Genomic DNA, 14,896 nt, shown 5'->3' with positions numbered 1-14,896 from the left:
GTACCGCGGAGGACTTGTACCCCGCGGAAACTGTGCTTAGCCGTAGACCGTTTCCTCGTCGTCGGACTCCTTGGAGATCCGCCGGGCGAGGTAGAGGCCTTCCAGCGCAAGTTCGACGGCGGCGGCGCGCTGACCGTCGTTTGCCGCGCCAAGGCGCTCCGTGATTTTGTCGTAGAGGCTCGATCCGTTGAGGGACGGAAGGTTCTCCAGGAACTCCCGCGCCGTGACCTGATCCCCGGTGGTCACGGTGGTGTGGCCGTCGAGCGCGGCCACGAGAGGGCCCATGTCGATGCCCTGGAAATGCGCCCGGACGGCTTCGGCAGTGGCCGTGCGCAGCAGGTGGTCCAGAACGCCCTGTTCGCGCCCTTCCTCGCCCGACTCAAACTCGATCTTGCCGGTCAGGACCTCGACGGCGGATTCCAGGTCGATGATCCGCGCCACGGCCTCGTCCTCGCCGCGCACGCTGGCCCGGCGCAGGGCCGCAGCGGCGACGGTTTCAGCGCCGGCGATCGCGAACCGCGCGGAAACGCCGGAGGTCTGGTTGATGGCCGGGGACTGCCGCAGCGCCCGGGTGTAGCGGGCCATGATCTCGAGGATGACGGGCGGCACGTCGGCCACCAGCTTCCCCTCCTGCCGGATGACGGAGACCTCGTCATCGAGCTCGATCGGGTAGTGGGTGCGGATTTCGGCGCCGAAGCGGTCCTTCAGCGGCGTGATGATCCGGCCGCGGTTGGTGTAGTCCTCCGGGTTGGCGGACGCGACGACGAGCACGTCAAGCGGCAGCCGCAGCACGTAGCCGCGGATCTGGATGTCGCGTTCCTCCATCACATTCAGCATGGACACCTGGATCCGTTCGGCGAGGTCAGGCAGCTCGTTGATGGCGATGATTCCGCGGTTGGAGCGCGGGACCAGGCCGTAGTGGATGGTCTCTGGGTCCCCGAGCCGGCGACCCTCGGCCACGCGCATCGGGTCGACGTCGCCGATGAGGTCGGCCACGGAGGTGTCCGGCGTCGCGAGCTTTTCGACGTACCGTTCCGAGCGGTGGCGCCAGGCCACCCGCATCCGGTCGCCTTCGGTGAGGGCACGGGCGCGGGACTGCTCGGTGATCGGTTCGTACGGGTGCTCGTTGAGTTCCGATTCCTCGATCACCGGCGACCACTCGTCCAGCAGCCCGGCCAGGGTGCGGAGCAGCCGGGTCTTGCCCTGCCCGCGTTCGCCGAGCAGGACGACGTCGTGCCCCGCGATCAGGGCACGTTCGAGCTGCGGCAGGACGGTCCGGCTGAACCCGAACAATCCCGGCCACGGATCGCGGCCCGCCGCGAGCGCGGCGATCAGATTGTCACGGATTTCATGGCGCAGGTCCTTGTGGACGTGGCCGGATGCACGCAGTTCGCCAACGGTGAAGATATCGGGACGATCACTCACCCCTCTACCGTAGTCCTCGACCCTGCCGGGAATCGAGCAATTTCGATACCGCTACCGCTTCGCGGCTCCCCCACCCTTGCAAGCTCGGTCGGGGCCCCTGCCGCTACGCTTAGATCCTGATGACTGCAGCAGCACCGTCCGCACCGCCTTCGAAAGCCCGGGGCACGCTCCTCCTTCTGGTGCGCCACGGGGAGACGCCCACCACGGGCATGGTGCTGCCGGGGCGGGCACCAGGGCTGCACCTGTCCGACCGTGGCCGGGCCCAGGCCGAGCGCGTGGCGGAACGGCTCGTGGGCCTGCCGGTCGATGCCGTCTACTCCTCGCCGCTGGAGCGAACGTGCGAGACGGCCCAGCCCACGGCAGCCAGCGCAGGTCTGGACGTGCGCAAGGACGCCGGCCTGATTGAATGCGACTTCGGCGAGTGGACCGGCGCCGCGCTGGCCGAACTGGCGGGCTTGCCGGAATGGCAGACGGTGCAGCACAACCCGTCGGCCTTCCGCTTCCCGAACGGCGAGAGCTTCACGCAGATGCAGGCGCGGATCGTTGGGGCGCTCGAGGTGCTGGGCGCAGCGCACGCAGGGGGCGTCGTCGTCTGCTTTTCCCATGCCGATCCCATCAAGGCGGCTGTCGCCCATGCCCTGGGCACGCCCCTGGACCTTTTCCAGCGGATCGTCATCAGCCCGGGGTCGGTCTCCGCCATCTCCTATTCGGACGGTCAGGCGCCGGCCGTGCTCATGGTGAATTCGACGTCGGAACCGCTGAGCGGGCTGAGGGTTCCGTGAGACGGGGCGGACCGTGAAACGGGGCAGCCGGTGTCCGGACGCGAGCTGACGCTGCTGGCGGAGGGGCAGGTTGAGCTGCTCGGGCGCATTCCGCGCAGCAGCAACGAAACGTTCCTGGTGGAGATTTCCGCGGGGGACGACACCGGCTTTGCCGTGTACAAGCCGGAGGCCGGGGAGCGGCCGCTGTCCGATTTCGAGCCCGGGCTGTACCGGCGGGAGCGTGCGGCGTACCTGCTCAGCGAGTCCCTGGGCTGGGGAATCGTGCCGGCGACGGTGATCCGCGAGGAAGCCCCACTGGGTGTCGGCTCACTCCAGTGGTTCATCGACTGCGACTTCAGCGAGCACTACTTCACCCTGTACGCCGATGTCCCGGAGACCCACAGCGACCTGGCCCGCATCGCCCTGTTCGATTACGTCGCCAACAACACTGACCGCAAAAGCGGTCACGTGCTGCGCGGCGACGACGGGCGGGTGTGGGGCATCGACCACGGGCTGTGCTTCTCGGCGATCTTCAAACTGCGCACCGTGATCTGGGACTTTGCGGGTGACCCCATCCCCGAAGCCCTGCTCGAGGACATCGCCCCGCTCGCCGAGGCTGTGCCTGCCAGTGTGGCCGAACTGCTCGACGGCGACGAGGCCGCCGCCCTGCGGCGCCGGGTCCGGCGCTTGCTGCACGAACCGGTGCTGCCCGTTGACCGCACCGGGATGCGCTACCCGTGGCCGCTGGTCTAAGCGGCATGGACCTCTCGGCGGCCTCGGGGGGACCCTCCGGCGGAGACCTTCAGGGAACTTCCAAGGTTTATCCAAGGTTTGTACCGTATACGGCAACTTCCACTCCTGCGGCGCTGCCCGAGTCATAGTCTGACGTCGGTTGACGGGACGGAAACTCAATAAATGAGTTCTGCGATGCCAGCCGACAAGGAGGATCTGATGCGTGCTGTGGGGCAGCAACCGAACTTGAAATTCCGGGCAGCGGCGGCGGCCATCGCACTGGCGGCGTCGGCGGCCGGCTTCGCGGGCCTCGCCGGACCGGCGCAGGCAGCGTCGTCGAAAGGGTGCGTGGGCGGCGGGTTCACGGTGCTGGGCAAGACCGGTGAATTCGACGGCACAGTCGGGGCAACCGGGGGCCGGTTCGTGGTCCAGGGCAAGTATGTCCGGTTCGAGGTGGACCCGGCGAACTTCGCGATCTACAACTACGCTTTCACCGGCGCGGCCAATGAACTCGACATCACCGGCGGCCGGTACACCCCGGTCTTTGCCAGCAAGATCCCCGACCACCGCGGACTCACACTGACCGGCACCATCGCCCTTGAGGTCAAGGGCGAAGAAGCAACGCTCTCCCGGACAGGCACCGGCGGGCTGTCCATGACGATCCAGGCCAAGGACTGCGCCAATGGCGGGCTGTTCCAGATGGAGCCCGAACGCGGCGACGGTACCCGGACCCGCATCGTGCACAGCCTCGCCACCGAAGCCTTCTACTTCGACAACGCCAAGTTCCGCGCGCGCCTCGGCGATTACGTCGGATCCGCCTGCACCAGTGTGCAGACCGGACCGCCAAGCCAGTTCTGCGTCCGGGTCCGGCCCCGGGTGAACATCGGCAACAATGTCTCAGCCAGGTTCGCCGTCCGCGACAGCGCCCAGGTGGCCGACCGGGTGCCGCAAGCGGCCTGCGGCCCGGACTTCACCAACGCCCTCGGCCTGAGCGAGACCCGCAACCATTGCGGCGGCATGTCTGTCTGGGACGTCGCCAGCGGCGGGCGGATGGGCATGGTCACCGGCGAGGACGCCACCGAAGTGGCCAACTCCCCCACCGAGTGCGTCCAGGACTGCCAGGCCCAGAACCAGGTCCGCGGCCGCCTCGCCGTCCTCGGCTTCCCCTTCCCGGTTTCCAACGGAAGCCGGCTCACACCGAGGACCTCAACAGACGGGCTTACGGCACCCTTGACGCGCTGACCGCCAGGCATATAACTCCGGAGTTTTTGTCCAGATAATCGGCCCTAATGGACCTACAGCGGCCATTATCTGGACAAAAACTCCCACTTTCTATGCGTAGGGGTCGGCTATGCCGATGTACTGGGTGGTGGTGTACTCGGCGATGCCCTCGGAACCGCCTTCACGCCCCAGGCCGGATTGCTTGACTCCGCCGAAGGGTGCCGCGGCGTTGGAAATGACACCCGCGTTGAAGCCGACCATGCCGAATTCAATCTGCTCGGACACGCGGAACATCCGCGCGTAGTCGCGGGTGTAAAGGTAAGCAGCAAGGCCGTACTCGGTCGAGTTGGCCATGGCGATGGCCTCTTCCTCGGTGCTGAAGGTGGTGATCGGGGCGACCGGACCGAAGATCTCGGTGCGCAGGATCTCCGCGGTGTTGGAGACGCCGGCCAGGACCGTGGGCTGGTAGAAGTAGCCGGGGCCATCCACGGGCGCACCGCCGGTGATAACCGTTGCACCGGCAATGACGGCGTCCTCCACCAGGGCATGCACGTCCTTGCGCGCGCCGCCGTCGATCATCGGACCCACCGTGACGCCGGCGTCGGTGCCACGGCCAGGCCGAAGTGCCTTCATGGCCCCGGCGAACCTGGCCGTGAATTCCTCCGCCACGGACTCGTGCACGAGGAACCGGTTGGCGGCGGTGCACGCCTCACCCATGTTGCGCATCTTCGCCGCCATCGCGCCCTGCACCGCCTTGTCCAGGTCAGCGTCCTCGAACACGATGAACGGGGCGTTGCCGCCGAGCTCCATCGAGGTGCGCAGCACGTTCCGGGACGCCTCCGCCATCAACTGCTTGCCCACCGGCGTCGAGCCAGTGAAGGAAACCTTCCGGAGGCGGGCATCCTTCAGCAGGGGTCCGGAGATGGAAGAAGCCGACGACGACGACACGACGTTCAGCACTCCGGCCGGCAGGCCCGCTTCCATCATCACCTGCGCGAAGAGCTGAGAGGTCAGCGGCGTGAGCTTTGCCGGCTTGAGCACCATGGTGCAGCCGGCCGCCACGGCAGGCGCCACCTTGCGGGTGGCCATCGCCAGCGGGAAATTCCATGGCGTGATCAGCAGGCACGGGCCCACCGGCTTGTGCTGAACGAGGATCTTGTTCTTGCCTTCGGGCGTGGTCAGGTACCGGCCGTAATCGCGGACCGCTTCTTCCGAGAACCAGCGCAGGAACTCGGCAGCGTAGGCCACCTCGCCCCGCGCCTCGGCCAGCGGCTTCCCCATTTCCAGGGTCATCAGCAGGGCGAAGTCCTCGGCGCGTTCGGTGACCAGGTCGAAGGCCCGGCGCAGGATCTCGGCCCTGTGCCGCGGTGCCGTGCGCGCCCAGGACGCCTGGACAGCGTCCGCTGCGTCGAGCGCGGCGAGGGCGTCCTCGCTGGTGGCCGAGGCCAGCGTCGCCAGGACCTTGCCGGTTGCCGGGTCCTCGACGTCGAACGTGCCGCCGCCGGAGGCGTCCCGCCATGCGCCGTTGATCAGCAGCCCGGTGGGCACTGACGCCAGCAGTCCCGTCTCGCGTTCAGTGGTCACAGTGTTTCCTTCAGCCACATCGGGCTCCTTACTATGCGTAGCTCATGTTCGGTTTTCGACGATCCGCGGCTCTATCTCAGCGCCTTGGAGGACTGTGTCCAGCCAGGGAACCCGGTTGGAGAACCGGCTGATCTTGGCGGGGACGGTCCAGCGGTACGCGTGGTGCTCGTCGTTGATCGTCAGCCGGCGCCGCTTGCTGACGGCGGTGAACGTGTGCACCAGCCAGGGGTTGCCGCCCGCGCCACTCAACGACTACAGCCACCACGGCCCGGGGCGGGCAGACTGTGGGGTCTTCTTCGGTTCGTGGCCTTTGCAGTGTTGCGGTGCTCATCCGGTGCTCGTGGTGCGGGCGAGGAACTCCTGGCTGGTGACCACTTCACACATCGGCGAGAGCAGTTCCAGGAGGGCCAGGGTCTGCTTCTGGGCTTCGTCGCTGACCGCGGCGCAGGCATCGGAAACGACAGTCACGAAGCGACCGGCGTCGATGGCGCCGAGGGCCGTCGACAGGACACAGCAGTCCGTGGCCACGCCGGTGAGGACCATCTCCGCGCCTTCGGGGACCAGGGCGGCGAGCTCCGGTCCCCACTTGGAGAAGGTCGGGGCATCGAGCACCGTTGCCCCGCCCGGGACATCCATGGTGATGTCCCAGGCCTCGGAGCCGGACGGGAACCGCATGCCGTTCCAGCGCCGGTAGTAGGCGGCCCAGGCGCCGGTCTCGGCTTCGTCCCGGATGAACCGGGTGAAGACGGGACCGGAGCCGAGCGCCTGCTGCAGGCGGCTGATGACTGGCCCGATCTCCTGGTACCGGGGCACCTGCCACTGGCCCTCGTCGCGGAACGCCCGCTGCATGTCGATCACCACGAGCGTCCTGCCCTCCAGCCCGGAACGGTCGACGCTCACAGGGGCTGCTTTCACAGGGCCTGTTTTCACAGGGTCTGTTTTCACAGGGTCTGGGCCGCGGCGCCGCGGTCGAGCATTTCCCGTCCGGAGAGGCGCTGGCGCCGGTGGGTGGCGAAGTAGACACCCGCTGCGACCGCTCCGCCGACGTAGTAGGAGAGGTCACCGATCTGCGGGAAGGCGGCCGCGATGGGTCCGGTGTAGATCGAGGACATCCAGAACGGGGAGGAAAGTACGACGCCGGCAGCCCAGGCCACGAAACCCCATTCGAACTTCCGGCTCTTGTCGAAGAGCTCGCGCAGGCCCCGTTCGGTGCGCCGGCCTCCGAACAGGTAGTCGCACACGAGGACGGCGACGTACGGGGCGATGCAGTACGCGGTCAGGTTGAGGAAGGCGGTGAAGCCGCTGTTGAACCCGGTCTGGCCCCACAGCGCCACGAGGTAGGAGGCCACGCAGATGAAGACCACTGCCGTGTGGCGCTTGACGGGGACGCCCATGGTCTGGATGGAGATGGCACCGCCGTAGACGTTTAGGAAGTTCTGGGTGAAGGAGGACAGGGCGACGACGCCGAGGCCGACGGCGGCCCAGGGGCCCATGAGCTCCTTGAGCGCACCGATGCTGTCGGATGCGGTGGTGGTGGATCCGAGGAGGGTGCCCAGGATGCCCATCCAGACGAGGGTGACGAAGTTCCCCGACATGGTGGCCCAGCCGGCGCCGCGCCGGTTGCCCGGGGTATTGGGCAGGTAGCGGGAGTAGTCGGAGGCAAACGGCATCCAGGCGACGATGAAGGAGAAGAACCAGCCGAAGAAGATGATCCATCCGCCGATGCCGTCAAAGCCGGGGGCGGATTCGTTGGCGGTGTTGACGACCTTGCCGTTGGCCGCTGCCACGATGGTGATGAAGACGAAGCCGACCACCAGGACGAACGACAGGATGCGCTGCAGGAAGTGGATCAGGTTGTAGCCGATGACGGCCACCCCGAGCTGGATCCCCATGAGGATCAGGGCGGAAAGCCAGAACGGAATATCGGTCAGCAGTGCGATGGCCTGGCCGCCGAGGATGACGGTCACGGCAGCCCAGCCGATGCCGGCAAACACGTTCACGTAGGCCACCGGGAACAGGTTGCCGATGAAGCCGAGCGGTCCCCGGCCCTGCATCTGCTGCGGGACGCCCAGCCGGACTCCCATTGCCGACAGGTATCCCATTCCTGCCGAGGAGGTCACGCCGGCGAGGACGATCGCCAGGACCGCTGCCCAGAAGGGGAGTCCGAAGTAGGTGGCACTGAATCCGAGGACGACGATGGGGAAGTTCATTCCCGCGGCGAACCAGAGGAAGAACTGGGAGCGGGGCTTCCCGTGGCGTTCGACGTCGGGGATGTGCTCGATGCCGTAGGGCTCGATTTTGGTGAGGCTGTCGCGGTAACCGCGGTCTTCGGCGACGCTGCTTTCGGCGGCGCGCATGGTGTCTGGGCTCATTGTTGTCCTAATGTGGGATGCGCACCTAGGTGCGCTGCTTGAGAGCAGATTGGGTCGGCGCGGCTGGTTTCCTGTCCGAGGGTGGTCAGCCGCGCCGGAACTTTAGAGTTGGGCGAGTTCGGCGCCGTCGAAGAACCGTCCGGCCTTGTAGACCATTGGCGCCGTGCTGCTGGTTTCCGCGTGGCGGACCCGGCAGATGAAGACCGTGTGGGTCTTGGCTTGGAACCGTTCCTGGATTTCGGCTTCAAGGGAAGCAGCGGAGCCGTCCAGGAGGGGGCTTCCCTGGGGCCCTTCATGCCAGTTGAGCTCGGCGAATTTGTCCGCCGCCTTCGAGGCGAAGACCTTCACCGTGTCCAGCTGCCCGGTTCCCAGGATGTTGATGCCGAGGTGGCTGGAGGAGAAGAGCGCGGGGTAGGTGCTGGACGTCTTCTGGACGCATACAAGCACCAGGGGCGGTTCGAGCGAGACGGAGCAGTAGGAGTTGGCCGCCAGCCCCTTGGGGGTTTCGCCTTCCTTGGTGGTCACGACGGTAACTCCGGTGATGAACTGCCGGTTGAAGGCCTTCATCAGGTCCGGGTCGAGTTCCGGGAAGTCGTCGCCGTCGGAATCGGCGGGTGCTGCAATGCCGCGCAGGGGCCGGATGCCGAGGCCGGCGAGCAGCTCGCTTCCGTCCCAGGTCACCGATTCCCGAACGATCCTGCCCTCCTCGAGGACCAGGATGTTCGAACCCCGGGTCTGTACGGTGAGTCCCGTTGCCGGAACCCCAAGATATTCATTGGTGTGTGTGCCGGTGGATGTCCAGAAGACGGCGACGGTGCCGTCCCCTTCGACGACGTCATCGACCGTGGTGCGCAGGTCGGGGAAAGCCCCCCGCACCGCAGCGATCTCTGACTTGAGGCCAGCGAGGTCGACAGTTGCACCCGTCGCCTTGCTGGTGCGCGTGTAGCCGGCGGCTACGAGGCCATCGAGGGCATCAAGGTCTCCCTTGTCCCAGGCCGCGAGCCAAGCCGATGTGATGAGCGGTTCCAAGGTCTGTTGCATACCAATGACGGTAATCCAGCTCACAACCTAAGGTCAAGAGGAATACGAAATTCCGCGTATTTCCCAGAAACCAGCGAGTTTTCGAAAAGTATCGCCACAGCTGTTGACGCTGCTGATGCATGCAACATACGCTTTCATGTATGCAAGATGATCTCGAAGTAGTCAGGGAAGCAGCTGACCGTGACGGACTCCTGGACCGGATCCGCCGACTCGTCCTTGGAGGCGACTTTCCCCCGGGTGCAGTCGTCCCCGAGGCTTTCCTCGCCCAGGAGTTCGACGTGAGCCGGACTCCGATCCGGGAAGCACTTAAGCAGCTTCAGCACGAAGGCCTGGTGGAGATCCGCCCAAAGGTGGGCACGTTCGTGCGGGAACCCACCCGCAGGGAGATCATCGAGCTCTTCCAGCTCAAGGAATCTTTGGAGGGACTCGCGGCATCCCTGCTTGCCCGCCGCGGGGAAGTCCAGGAACTGTCCGTACTCCGGCGGAACCTTGAGGAGTCCGAAATGGTTTCCCTCACGCATGACACCGACGCCTATGCCCGGCTGGTGCACGAGTTTCACTGGACGATCGTCCGCGGCTCGGATAACCGCAAGCTTGTTGAGCATTACGAGCGGCTCATGAACCAGCTCGCCTACCAGCGTCTGGTCCTGCGCACGGTTGAGCATCCGGGCAGGCTCGAGGCCTCCACCCGTGAACACCGCGCCGTCCTGGACATGATCGAGCATAAAGACCCCTTCGGGGCCGAATCCGCCATGCGGAACCACGTCCACGCCTCATCGCGGGAGGCCCTGACCGACCCGGCGCAAGACCGCCGGAACTGACCCAACGTCCACGAAAGGAAGCCATGCGCTTCTCCATGATTGAAGAGCCCAAATGACGAACGACCAAAGCTTCGGCATCCGCAAGATCGTGTATTACAGCGAGGAAATCCTGCTCGAAAACGGCCACTCCCCCGCCGTGCCCGCGGTCCGCGCAACGGCAGCGGCCGTGGTCAGCAACCCCTGGCTGGGCGGCAACGCGACCGATGACCTCAGCGACGAAGTGGTGCAGCTTGCCCCGGTGCTGGCGCGCAAACTCACCGACGTGCTCGCTGCCAACCTCGGCGGCGTGGACGCAATCCAGGCCTTCGGCAAGGCCGCGATTGTGGGCACCGACGGCGAAATCGAACACGGCGCCGCGCTCATCCACACACCGTTCTTCGGCAACCTCGTCCGCGAGTACTTCGAAGGCGAATCCATCATCTGCTTCGCCGATGACCGCGGCGACGCCGGCGCCTCACTCGTCGTACCCCTCTGGCACAAGAACGCCGCAGCAACACGGACCCACTACCAAACCATCACCACACGCATCGGTGACGCACCCCGCCCGGGTGAGATCGTCGTCGTCCTCGGTGCATCAACCGGGCCACGCCCCCACTCCCGCATCGGTGACCGCCTCACCGACCCGATCGTCAAAGCAGACACACTAGGAGAACTTGTTTCATGAGCATCCGTAAGATCGTCACCCTGACCGAAGACGTCCTCATCGAAGGAGGCCGCGAAGTCAGCCCCGCCGCACGCGTTGCCGTCGTCGCCGCCATCGTCAAGAATCCCTGGGCAGGCCAGGGATTCGTCGAGGACCTTTCCGCCGGCATCGACGGCAACGCATCCGCCATCGGGGCGCTGCTGGCCCCCCGCGTGCTCGAGGCCCTTGGCTCCCCGGCCGAAGCGTACGGCAAGGCCGCCATTGTGGGACTGAACGGCGAAATCGAGCACGGTTCAGGGCTCATCCACACGCTCGCCTTCGGAAACCATTTCCGCGACGCCGCCAACGCCACCACGCTCCTGCCGGCAGTGGAAAAGCGCGGGCCGGCCGGTGTTGTCTTCGACATCCCGCTCAAGCACATCACTGACGCCACCATCCGCTCCCACCACCAGAGCATCGAGGTGCGGATCAACGACGCACCGCACGCCGATGAAATCGTGATCGCCCTCGCCGCCGCTGCCCAGGGACGGCCCCAGCAGCGCTTGGCAGCGTTCGCCACCGAAACGAAGTAGGTGCCAGCCGCCGTGAGCCGCGACCGCATCGCCCTCATCCACGGCGTCGGCCTCGACGGGTCGATGTGGGGCCCCCTTCGCGAATTCCTTGAACCGGAATACGACGTCCAGGTCCTGGAACTCCTGGGACACGGACGCCGGCCGCCGGCGCCTGGTGGGGTGACGCTTGCCGGGCTCGCGGCGGATGCCGCCGAACAACTCGAGCCGGACACGCACCTGGTGGGGTTCTCGCTGGGTGCCCTCGTGGCCCAGCACCTGGCCAGGTTCAGGCCAGACCTGGTTGCCAGCCTGGCCTCTGTCGCCTCGGTCTGCGCACGCACCTCCGAGGAGCACGCCGCTGTCATGGTCCGGCTGGCCTCGGCGGGATCCGATTTTCCGGCAACCGTGGAAGCATCAATCCGCCGGTGGTATCCGGAAGGGTCCGCCGTCCCGGCCGAGCTGGTCGAAGCGACCCGGGAGGTCCTGCTCAGGAATGACCCGGAGTCCTTCCTGGCCTGCTACCGCGTGTTCGCCACCGCAGACGCGGAAATCGCCGCCGAACTGCCCCTGATCACCGTCCCCTCCCATGCCGTGACCGGCGAGCTGGACCCGGGGTCGACACCCGAAATGAGCGCCCGGCTGGCCGCCGCCATCCCCGGCTGCACCTACTCGATCATCAGCGGCGCCCGCCACATGATGCCGGTGGAACGTCCCCAAGAGCTCGCCAACACGCTTACCGCTTTCATCAAGGAGCATTCACATGTCCGTTGAACGCCGCTACAACCACTTCATCAACGGGGAGTGGGTCCCGCCGTCGGGTGGTGACTACTTCGACAGCACCAACCCGGCAACCCTTGACGTCCTGTACCAGGCCGCACGGGGTAACGCGGCCGACGTCGAGCGCGCCGTCTCAGCGGCGTCCGCGGCCTTCGAGAATCCCAGCTGGCGGAACCTTAGCCAGACCAAGCGCGGCCACCTACTCCGCCGTCTCGGTGATCTGGTGGGCGAGCACGCCGACGAGCTCGCCCGGATGGAAAGCCAGGACAACGGCAAGCTCCTGCGGGAGATGCGGGCCCAGCTGGCGGCCATGCCGGAGTATTACTACTACTATGCCGGGCTGGCCGACAAGATCCAGGGCGACACCATTCCCGGTTCCACCCCGGCCATCCTGAACTACACGCTCCGCGAACCGCTGGGCGTGGTGGGTGCCATCACGCCGTGGAACTCGCCGCTGACGCTGACCACCAGCAAGCTCGCCCCCGCACTTGCGGCCGGCAACACCATCGTCATCAAGCCGTCCGAATACACCTCGGCCACCGTCCTCCGCCTGGCCGCCCTTGCCGACGAGGCAGGATTCCCGGCAGGTGTGATCAACGTGGTCACCGGCTTCGGTGCAGAGGCCGGCGCGGCCCTGGTGGACGACGCGCGGCTGGCCAAGGTCTCGTTTACCGGCAGCACCGCCACCGGCGCGCGGATCGCCTCGTCAACGGCGTCGCGCTTCATCGGCTCCACCCTGGAGCTGGGCGGCAAGTCACCGAACATCGTCTTCGCCGACGCCGACATCACGAACGCGTCCATGGGTGTTGTGGCGGGGATCTTCGCCGCGGCAGGCCAGACCTGCATTGCGGGCAGCCGCGTCTTCGCCCACAAGTCCGTCTACGACGAACTGCTGGAGCGCGTCGCCAACCGTGCCCGGAGCATCGTGATTGGCGATCCGCTCCTCGACGCCACCGAACTTGGCCCCCTGGCGTTCCAGGACCAGCGCGACAAGGTAGCCAGCTACGTTGACCTGGGCGTCTCGGAAGGCGCCACCGTCCTGACCGGCGGCGGCCGCCCCAACATCCCGCTGGGCGGCTACTTCTTCGAGCCCACCGTGCTGACCGACGTCGACAATTCCATGCGCGTGGTGCGGGAGGAGATCTTCGGCCCCGTGGCGGCCATCATGCCCTTCGAAACGGAGGAGGAGGTCCTGCGGCTCGCGAACGACACCACGTACGGGCTGGCTGCCGGGGTCTGGACCACCAACCTGGCCCGGGCGCACCGGATGGCCAGCCGGCTGGAAGCGGGAACCGTGTGGGTGAACACGTACCGTGCCATGTCCCCGGCGTCCCCGCGCGAAGGTTTCAAGACCAGCGGCGTCGGCGTCGAACACGGCATCGAGAGCATCCGTGAGTACACCAGGCTCAAGAGCATCTGGATCAACACTGACGAGTCCCCCATCGCCGACCCCTTCATCATGAGGAGCTGACCACCTTGCCTCTTATCGAAGTCTCCATTGCCCGGGGCCGGACCCCCGAGCAGCTCCGCGCGCTCATCGGCGAACTGCACCGCGCCGCCGAGAACGCCGTGGGCGCAGCACCGGAAAACACCACCGTCATCATCCGCGAGATTGAGCACGAGCACTGGTCCCGCGGCAACCAGACCATCGCCGAACGCAACGCGGCGGCCGCGGCCCCTGCCCAGCAGGCAACCGTCCAGCAGGCAACTGCCCAGCAAGCGACCGCCCAGCAGGCGCCGGCGAGCATCGCCGCAGATCGAAGGAGTTCCTAATGCGCTTTTCCCTTTTCGTCCACATGGAGCGCTGGGACGAGTCCGTCTCACACCGCGAGTGCTTCGAGAACCTGACGGAGCTCGCGCTCATCGCGGAGGCCGGCGGCTTCAGCACCGTCTGGATTGGTGAGCACCACTCCATGGAGTACACCATCTCCCCCAGCCCGATGCCCCAGCTCGCCTACCTTGCGGCGCGGACCTCGCGCATCCGCCTTGGCGCCGGAACCATCATCGCGCCGTTCTGGAACCCGCTCCGCGTGGCCGGCGAGACGGCGCTCCTGGACGTCATCAGCAACGGCCGGATGGAAGTGGGACTGGCGCGCGGCGCGTACCAGTTCGAGTTCGACCGCCTCATGGGCGGCATGTCCGCTGTCGACGGCGGCAAGCACCTGCGCGAGATGGTCCCGGCCGTGCGCGCCCTCTGGGAAGGCGACTACGCGCACGACGGCGAGGTCTGGCAGTTCCCGACCTCCACCAGCGTCCCCAAGCCAGTGCAGAAGCCGACGCCGCCCATGTGGATCGCCGCCCGCGACATCTCCTCGCACGAGTTCGCCGTCGCCAACGGCTGCAACGTGATGGTGACGCCGCTGATGAAGGGCGACGAGGAGGTCGAGGACCTCGCGCGCAAGTTCGACACCGCCGTCGAGAACAACCCCGGCGTCCCCCGCCCGGACCTCATGGTGCTCCGCCACACCCACGTCCACCCCGCGGACGAGCCGGACGGCTGGCGGCGTCCGGCCGAGGGCATCAACAAGTTCTACCGGACGTTCGATGCCTGGTTCGGCAATAAGACCGCCCCGAAGAACGGTTTCCTCGAGCCCAGCCCTGAGGAGAAGTTCGCCGGCCGCCCGGAGTTCACGCCGGAGTCCCTGCACCAGACGGCGATGATCGGGACGCCGGAGGAGGTCATCGAGCGGCTCCGCCACTACGAGGCACTCGGCGTCACCGAGTTCAGCCTCTGGTCCGACAACAGCCTCACCCACGAGGAGAAGAAGCGCTCCCTCGAGCTCTTCATCGAGCACGTGGTGCCGGCCTTTCAGGAGCAGCCCGTAGCCGCGGCGCGGTGATTCCAGCGCGTTGCGCTTAAGGGAAGCGGGCGACGCCGGGGGGGGGCCCACGCGGCCCGCTTGGGCCGGGGGCGAGGCCCGAACTAGGGAGATAAAATGGGAGCAAGGACCCGCAGGGACCCGCCCCC

General features: G+C 66.7%; 16 protein-coding genes. 10 read left to right on the top strand and 6 right to left on the bottom strand.

Features of this window, described 5'->3' with window-relative positions; genetic code table 11:
• Positions 1-36 precede the first annotated feature (36 nt).
• Positions 37-1,425, bottom strand: coding sequence for a sigma 54-interacting transcriptional regulator (locus tag ACFQ50_RS14935; protein ID WP_377996341.1), 1,389 nt, complete (start codon positions 1,423-1,425; stop codon positions 37-39).
• Positions 1,426-1,544: 119 nt separating this feature from the next.
• Here ACFQ50_RS14935 and ACFQ50_RS14930 point away from each other — a divergent pair, with 119 nt between their 5' ends.
• The 3 genes from ACFQ50_RS14930 (at position 1,545) to ACFQ50_RS14920 (ending at position 4,160) form a co-directional block, all read left to right on the top strand.
• A complete protein-coding gene (locus ACFQ50_RS14930; RefSeq protein WP_377996340.1) occupies positions 1,545-2,207 on the top strand; it encodes an MSMEG_4193 family putative phosphomutase in 663 nt (220 codons plus the stop codon).
• 30 nt (positions 2,208-2,237) lie between these two features.
• Entirely contained in the window at positions 2,238-2,939 is a 702-nt protein-coding gene (locus tag ACFQ50_RS14925) for an SCO1664 family protein (RefSeq protein ID WP_377996339.1), read from the top strand.
• 162 nt (positions 2,940-3,101) lie between these two features.
• Positions 3,102-4,160: a hypothetical protein gene (locus ACFQ50_RS14920; RefSeq protein ID WP_377996337.1), complete on the top strand. Its 1,059-nt coding sequence runs from the start codon at positions 3,102-3,104 to the stop codon at positions 4,158-4,160.
• Positions 4,161-4,250: 90 nt separating this feature from the next.
• On the opposite strand, the gene ACFQ50_RS14915 is transcribed toward ACFQ50_RS14920, so the two are convergent.
• From ACFQ50_RS14915 to ACFQ50_RS14895, 5 genes are all read right to left on the bottom strand, one after another.
• Positions 4,251-5,723, bottom strand: coding sequence for an NAD-dependent succinate-semialdehyde dehydrogenase (locus ACFQ50_RS14915; RefSeq protein ID WP_377996336.1), 1,473 nt, complete (start codon positions 5,721-5,723; stop codon positions 4,251-4,253).
• A gap of 42 nt (positions 5,724-5,765) precedes the next feature.
• Positions 5,766-5,942 carry a hypothetical protein gene (locus ACFQ50_RS14910; protein ID WP_377996335.1) on the bottom strand — a complete coding sequence of 59 codons (177 nt, stop codon included), beginning with the start codon at positions 5,940-5,942 and terminating at the stop codon, positions 5,766-5,768.
• A gap of 108 nt (positions 5,943-6,050) precedes the next feature.
• Positions 6,051-6,638, bottom strand: coding sequence for a cysteine hydrolase family protein (locus tag ACFQ50_RS14905; RefSeq protein ID WP_377996333.1), 588 nt, complete (start codon positions 6,636-6,638; stop codon positions 6,051-6,053).
• 26 nt (positions 6,639-6,664) lie between these two features.
• Positions 6,665-8,095, bottom strand: coding sequence for a purine-cytosine permease family protein (locus ACFQ50_RS14900; RefSeq protein ID WP_377996332.1), 1,431 nt, complete (start codon positions 8,093-8,095; stop codon positions 6,665-6,667).
• A gap of 102 nt (positions 8,096-8,197) precedes the next feature.
• Entirely contained in the window at positions 8,198-9,136 is a 939-nt protein-coding gene (locus ACFQ50_RS14895; protein WP_377996330.1) for a flavin reductase, read from the bottom strand.
• A 140-nt stretch (positions 9,137-9,276) separates the two neighbouring features.
• Here ACFQ50_RS14895 and ACFQ50_RS14890 point away from each other — a divergent pair, with 140 nt between their 5' ends.
• Genes ACFQ50_RS14890 through ACFQ50_RS14860 form a run of 7 tightly spaced genes read left to right on the top strand, consistent with a single transcriptional unit; the run spans position 9,277 to position 14,768 of the window.
• Positions 9,277-9,957 carry a GntR family transcriptional regulator gene (locus tag ACFQ50_RS14890; RefSeq protein ID WP_377996329.1) on the top strand — a complete coding sequence of 227 codons (681 nt, stop codon included), beginning with the start codon at positions 9,277-9,279 and terminating at the stop codon, positions 9,955-9,957.
• A 52-nt stretch (positions 9,958-10,009) separates the two neighbouring features.
• Positions 10,010-10,621: an amino acid synthesis family protein gene (locus ACFQ50_RS14885; RefSeq protein WP_377996327.1), complete on the top strand. Its 612-nt coding sequence runs from the start codon at positions 10,010-10,012 to the stop codon at positions 10,619-10,621.
• A complete protein-coding gene (locus ACFQ50_RS14880; protein WP_377996326.1) occupies positions 10,618-11,172 on the top strand; it encodes an amino acid synthesis family protein in 555 nt (184 codons plus the stop codon). The genes ACFQ50_RS14885 and ACFQ50_RS14880 overlap by 4 nt, the downstream gene beginning before the upstream one ends.
• A 12-nt stretch (positions 11,173-11,184) precedes the next feature.
• Complete coding sequence (locus ACFQ50_RS14875; protein WP_377996325.1) at positions 11,185-11,922, top strand: alpha/beta fold hydrolase; 738 nt, start codon at positions 11,185-11,187, stop codon at positions 11,920-11,922.
• A complete protein-coding gene (locus ACFQ50_RS14870) occupies positions 11,912-13,399 on the top strand; it encodes an aldehyde dehydrogenase (RefSeq protein ID WP_377996324.1) in 1,488 nt (495 codons plus the stop codon). The genes ACFQ50_RS14875 and ACFQ50_RS14870 overlap by 11 nt, the downstream gene beginning before the upstream one ends.
• A 5-nt stretch (positions 13,400-13,404) precedes the next feature.
• The gene (locus ACFQ50_RS14865) at positions 13,405-13,701 is read left to right on the top strand and encodes a 4-oxalocrotonate tautomerase family protein (RefSeq protein WP_377996323.1); all 297 of its coding nucleotides are present in this window, start codon (positions 13,405-13,407) and stop codon (positions 13,699-13,701) included.
• On the top strand, positions 13,701-14,768 hold the full coding sequence (locus tag ACFQ50_RS14860) for an LLM class flavin-dependent oxidoreductase (RefSeq protein WP_377996321.1): 1,068 nt from the start codon (positions 13,701-13,703) through the stop codon (positions 14,766-14,768). Before ACFQ50_RS14865 ends, ACFQ50_RS14860 begins: the two co-directional genes overlap by 1 nt.
• Positions 14,769-14,896: the final 128 nt, after the last annotated feature.

The organism is Arthrobacter sp. NPDC056493, from assembly GCF_042795115.1.
GTDB lineage: Bacteria > Actinomycetota > Actinomycetes > Actinomycetales > Micrococcaceae > Arthrobacter.
The sequence above is the reverse complement of the archived record's forward strand: the minus strand, read 5'-3'. Positions and strand labels throughout refer to the sequence as shown.

Bases quoted from the DNA above. Each gene is read 5' to 3' on its own strand.
- ACFQ50_RS14930 (WP_377996340.1), top strand. From the start codon at position 1,545: ATGACTGCAGCAGCACCGTCCGCACCGCCTTCGAAAGCCCGGGGCACG.
- ACFQ50_RS14920 (WP_377996337.1), top strand. From the start codon at position 3,102: ATGAGTTCTGCGATGCCAGCCGACAAGGAGGATCTGATGCGTGCTGTG.
- ACFQ50_RS14900 (WP_377996332.1), bottom strand. From the start codon at position 8,095: ATGAGCCCAGACACCATGCGCGCCGCCGAAAGCAGCGTCGCCGAAGAC.
- ACFQ50_RS14895 (WP_377996330.1), bottom strand. From the start codon at position 9,136: ATGCAACAGACCTTGGAACCGCTCATCACATCGGCTTGGCTCGCGGCC.
- ACFQ50_RS14890 (WP_377996329.1), top strand. From the start codon at position 9,277: ATGCAAGATGATCTCGAAGTAGTCAGGGAAGCAGCTGACCGTGACGGA.
- ACFQ50_RS14885 (WP_377996327.1), top strand. From the start codon at position 10,010: ATGACGAACGACCAAAGCTTCGGCATCCGCAAGATCGTGTATTACAGC.
- ACFQ50_RS14880 (WP_377996326.1), top strand. From the start codon at position 10,618: ATGAGCATCCGTAAGATCGTCACCCTGACCGAAGACGTCCTCATCGAA.
- ACFQ50_RS14870 (WP_377996324.1), top strand. From the start codon at position 11,912: ATGTCCGTTGAACGCCGCTACAACCACTTCATCAACGGGGAGTGGGTC.
- ACFQ50_RS14860 (WP_377996321.1), top strand. From the start codon at position 13,701: ATGCGCTTTTCCCTTTTCGTCCACATGGAGCGCTGGGACGAGTCCGTC.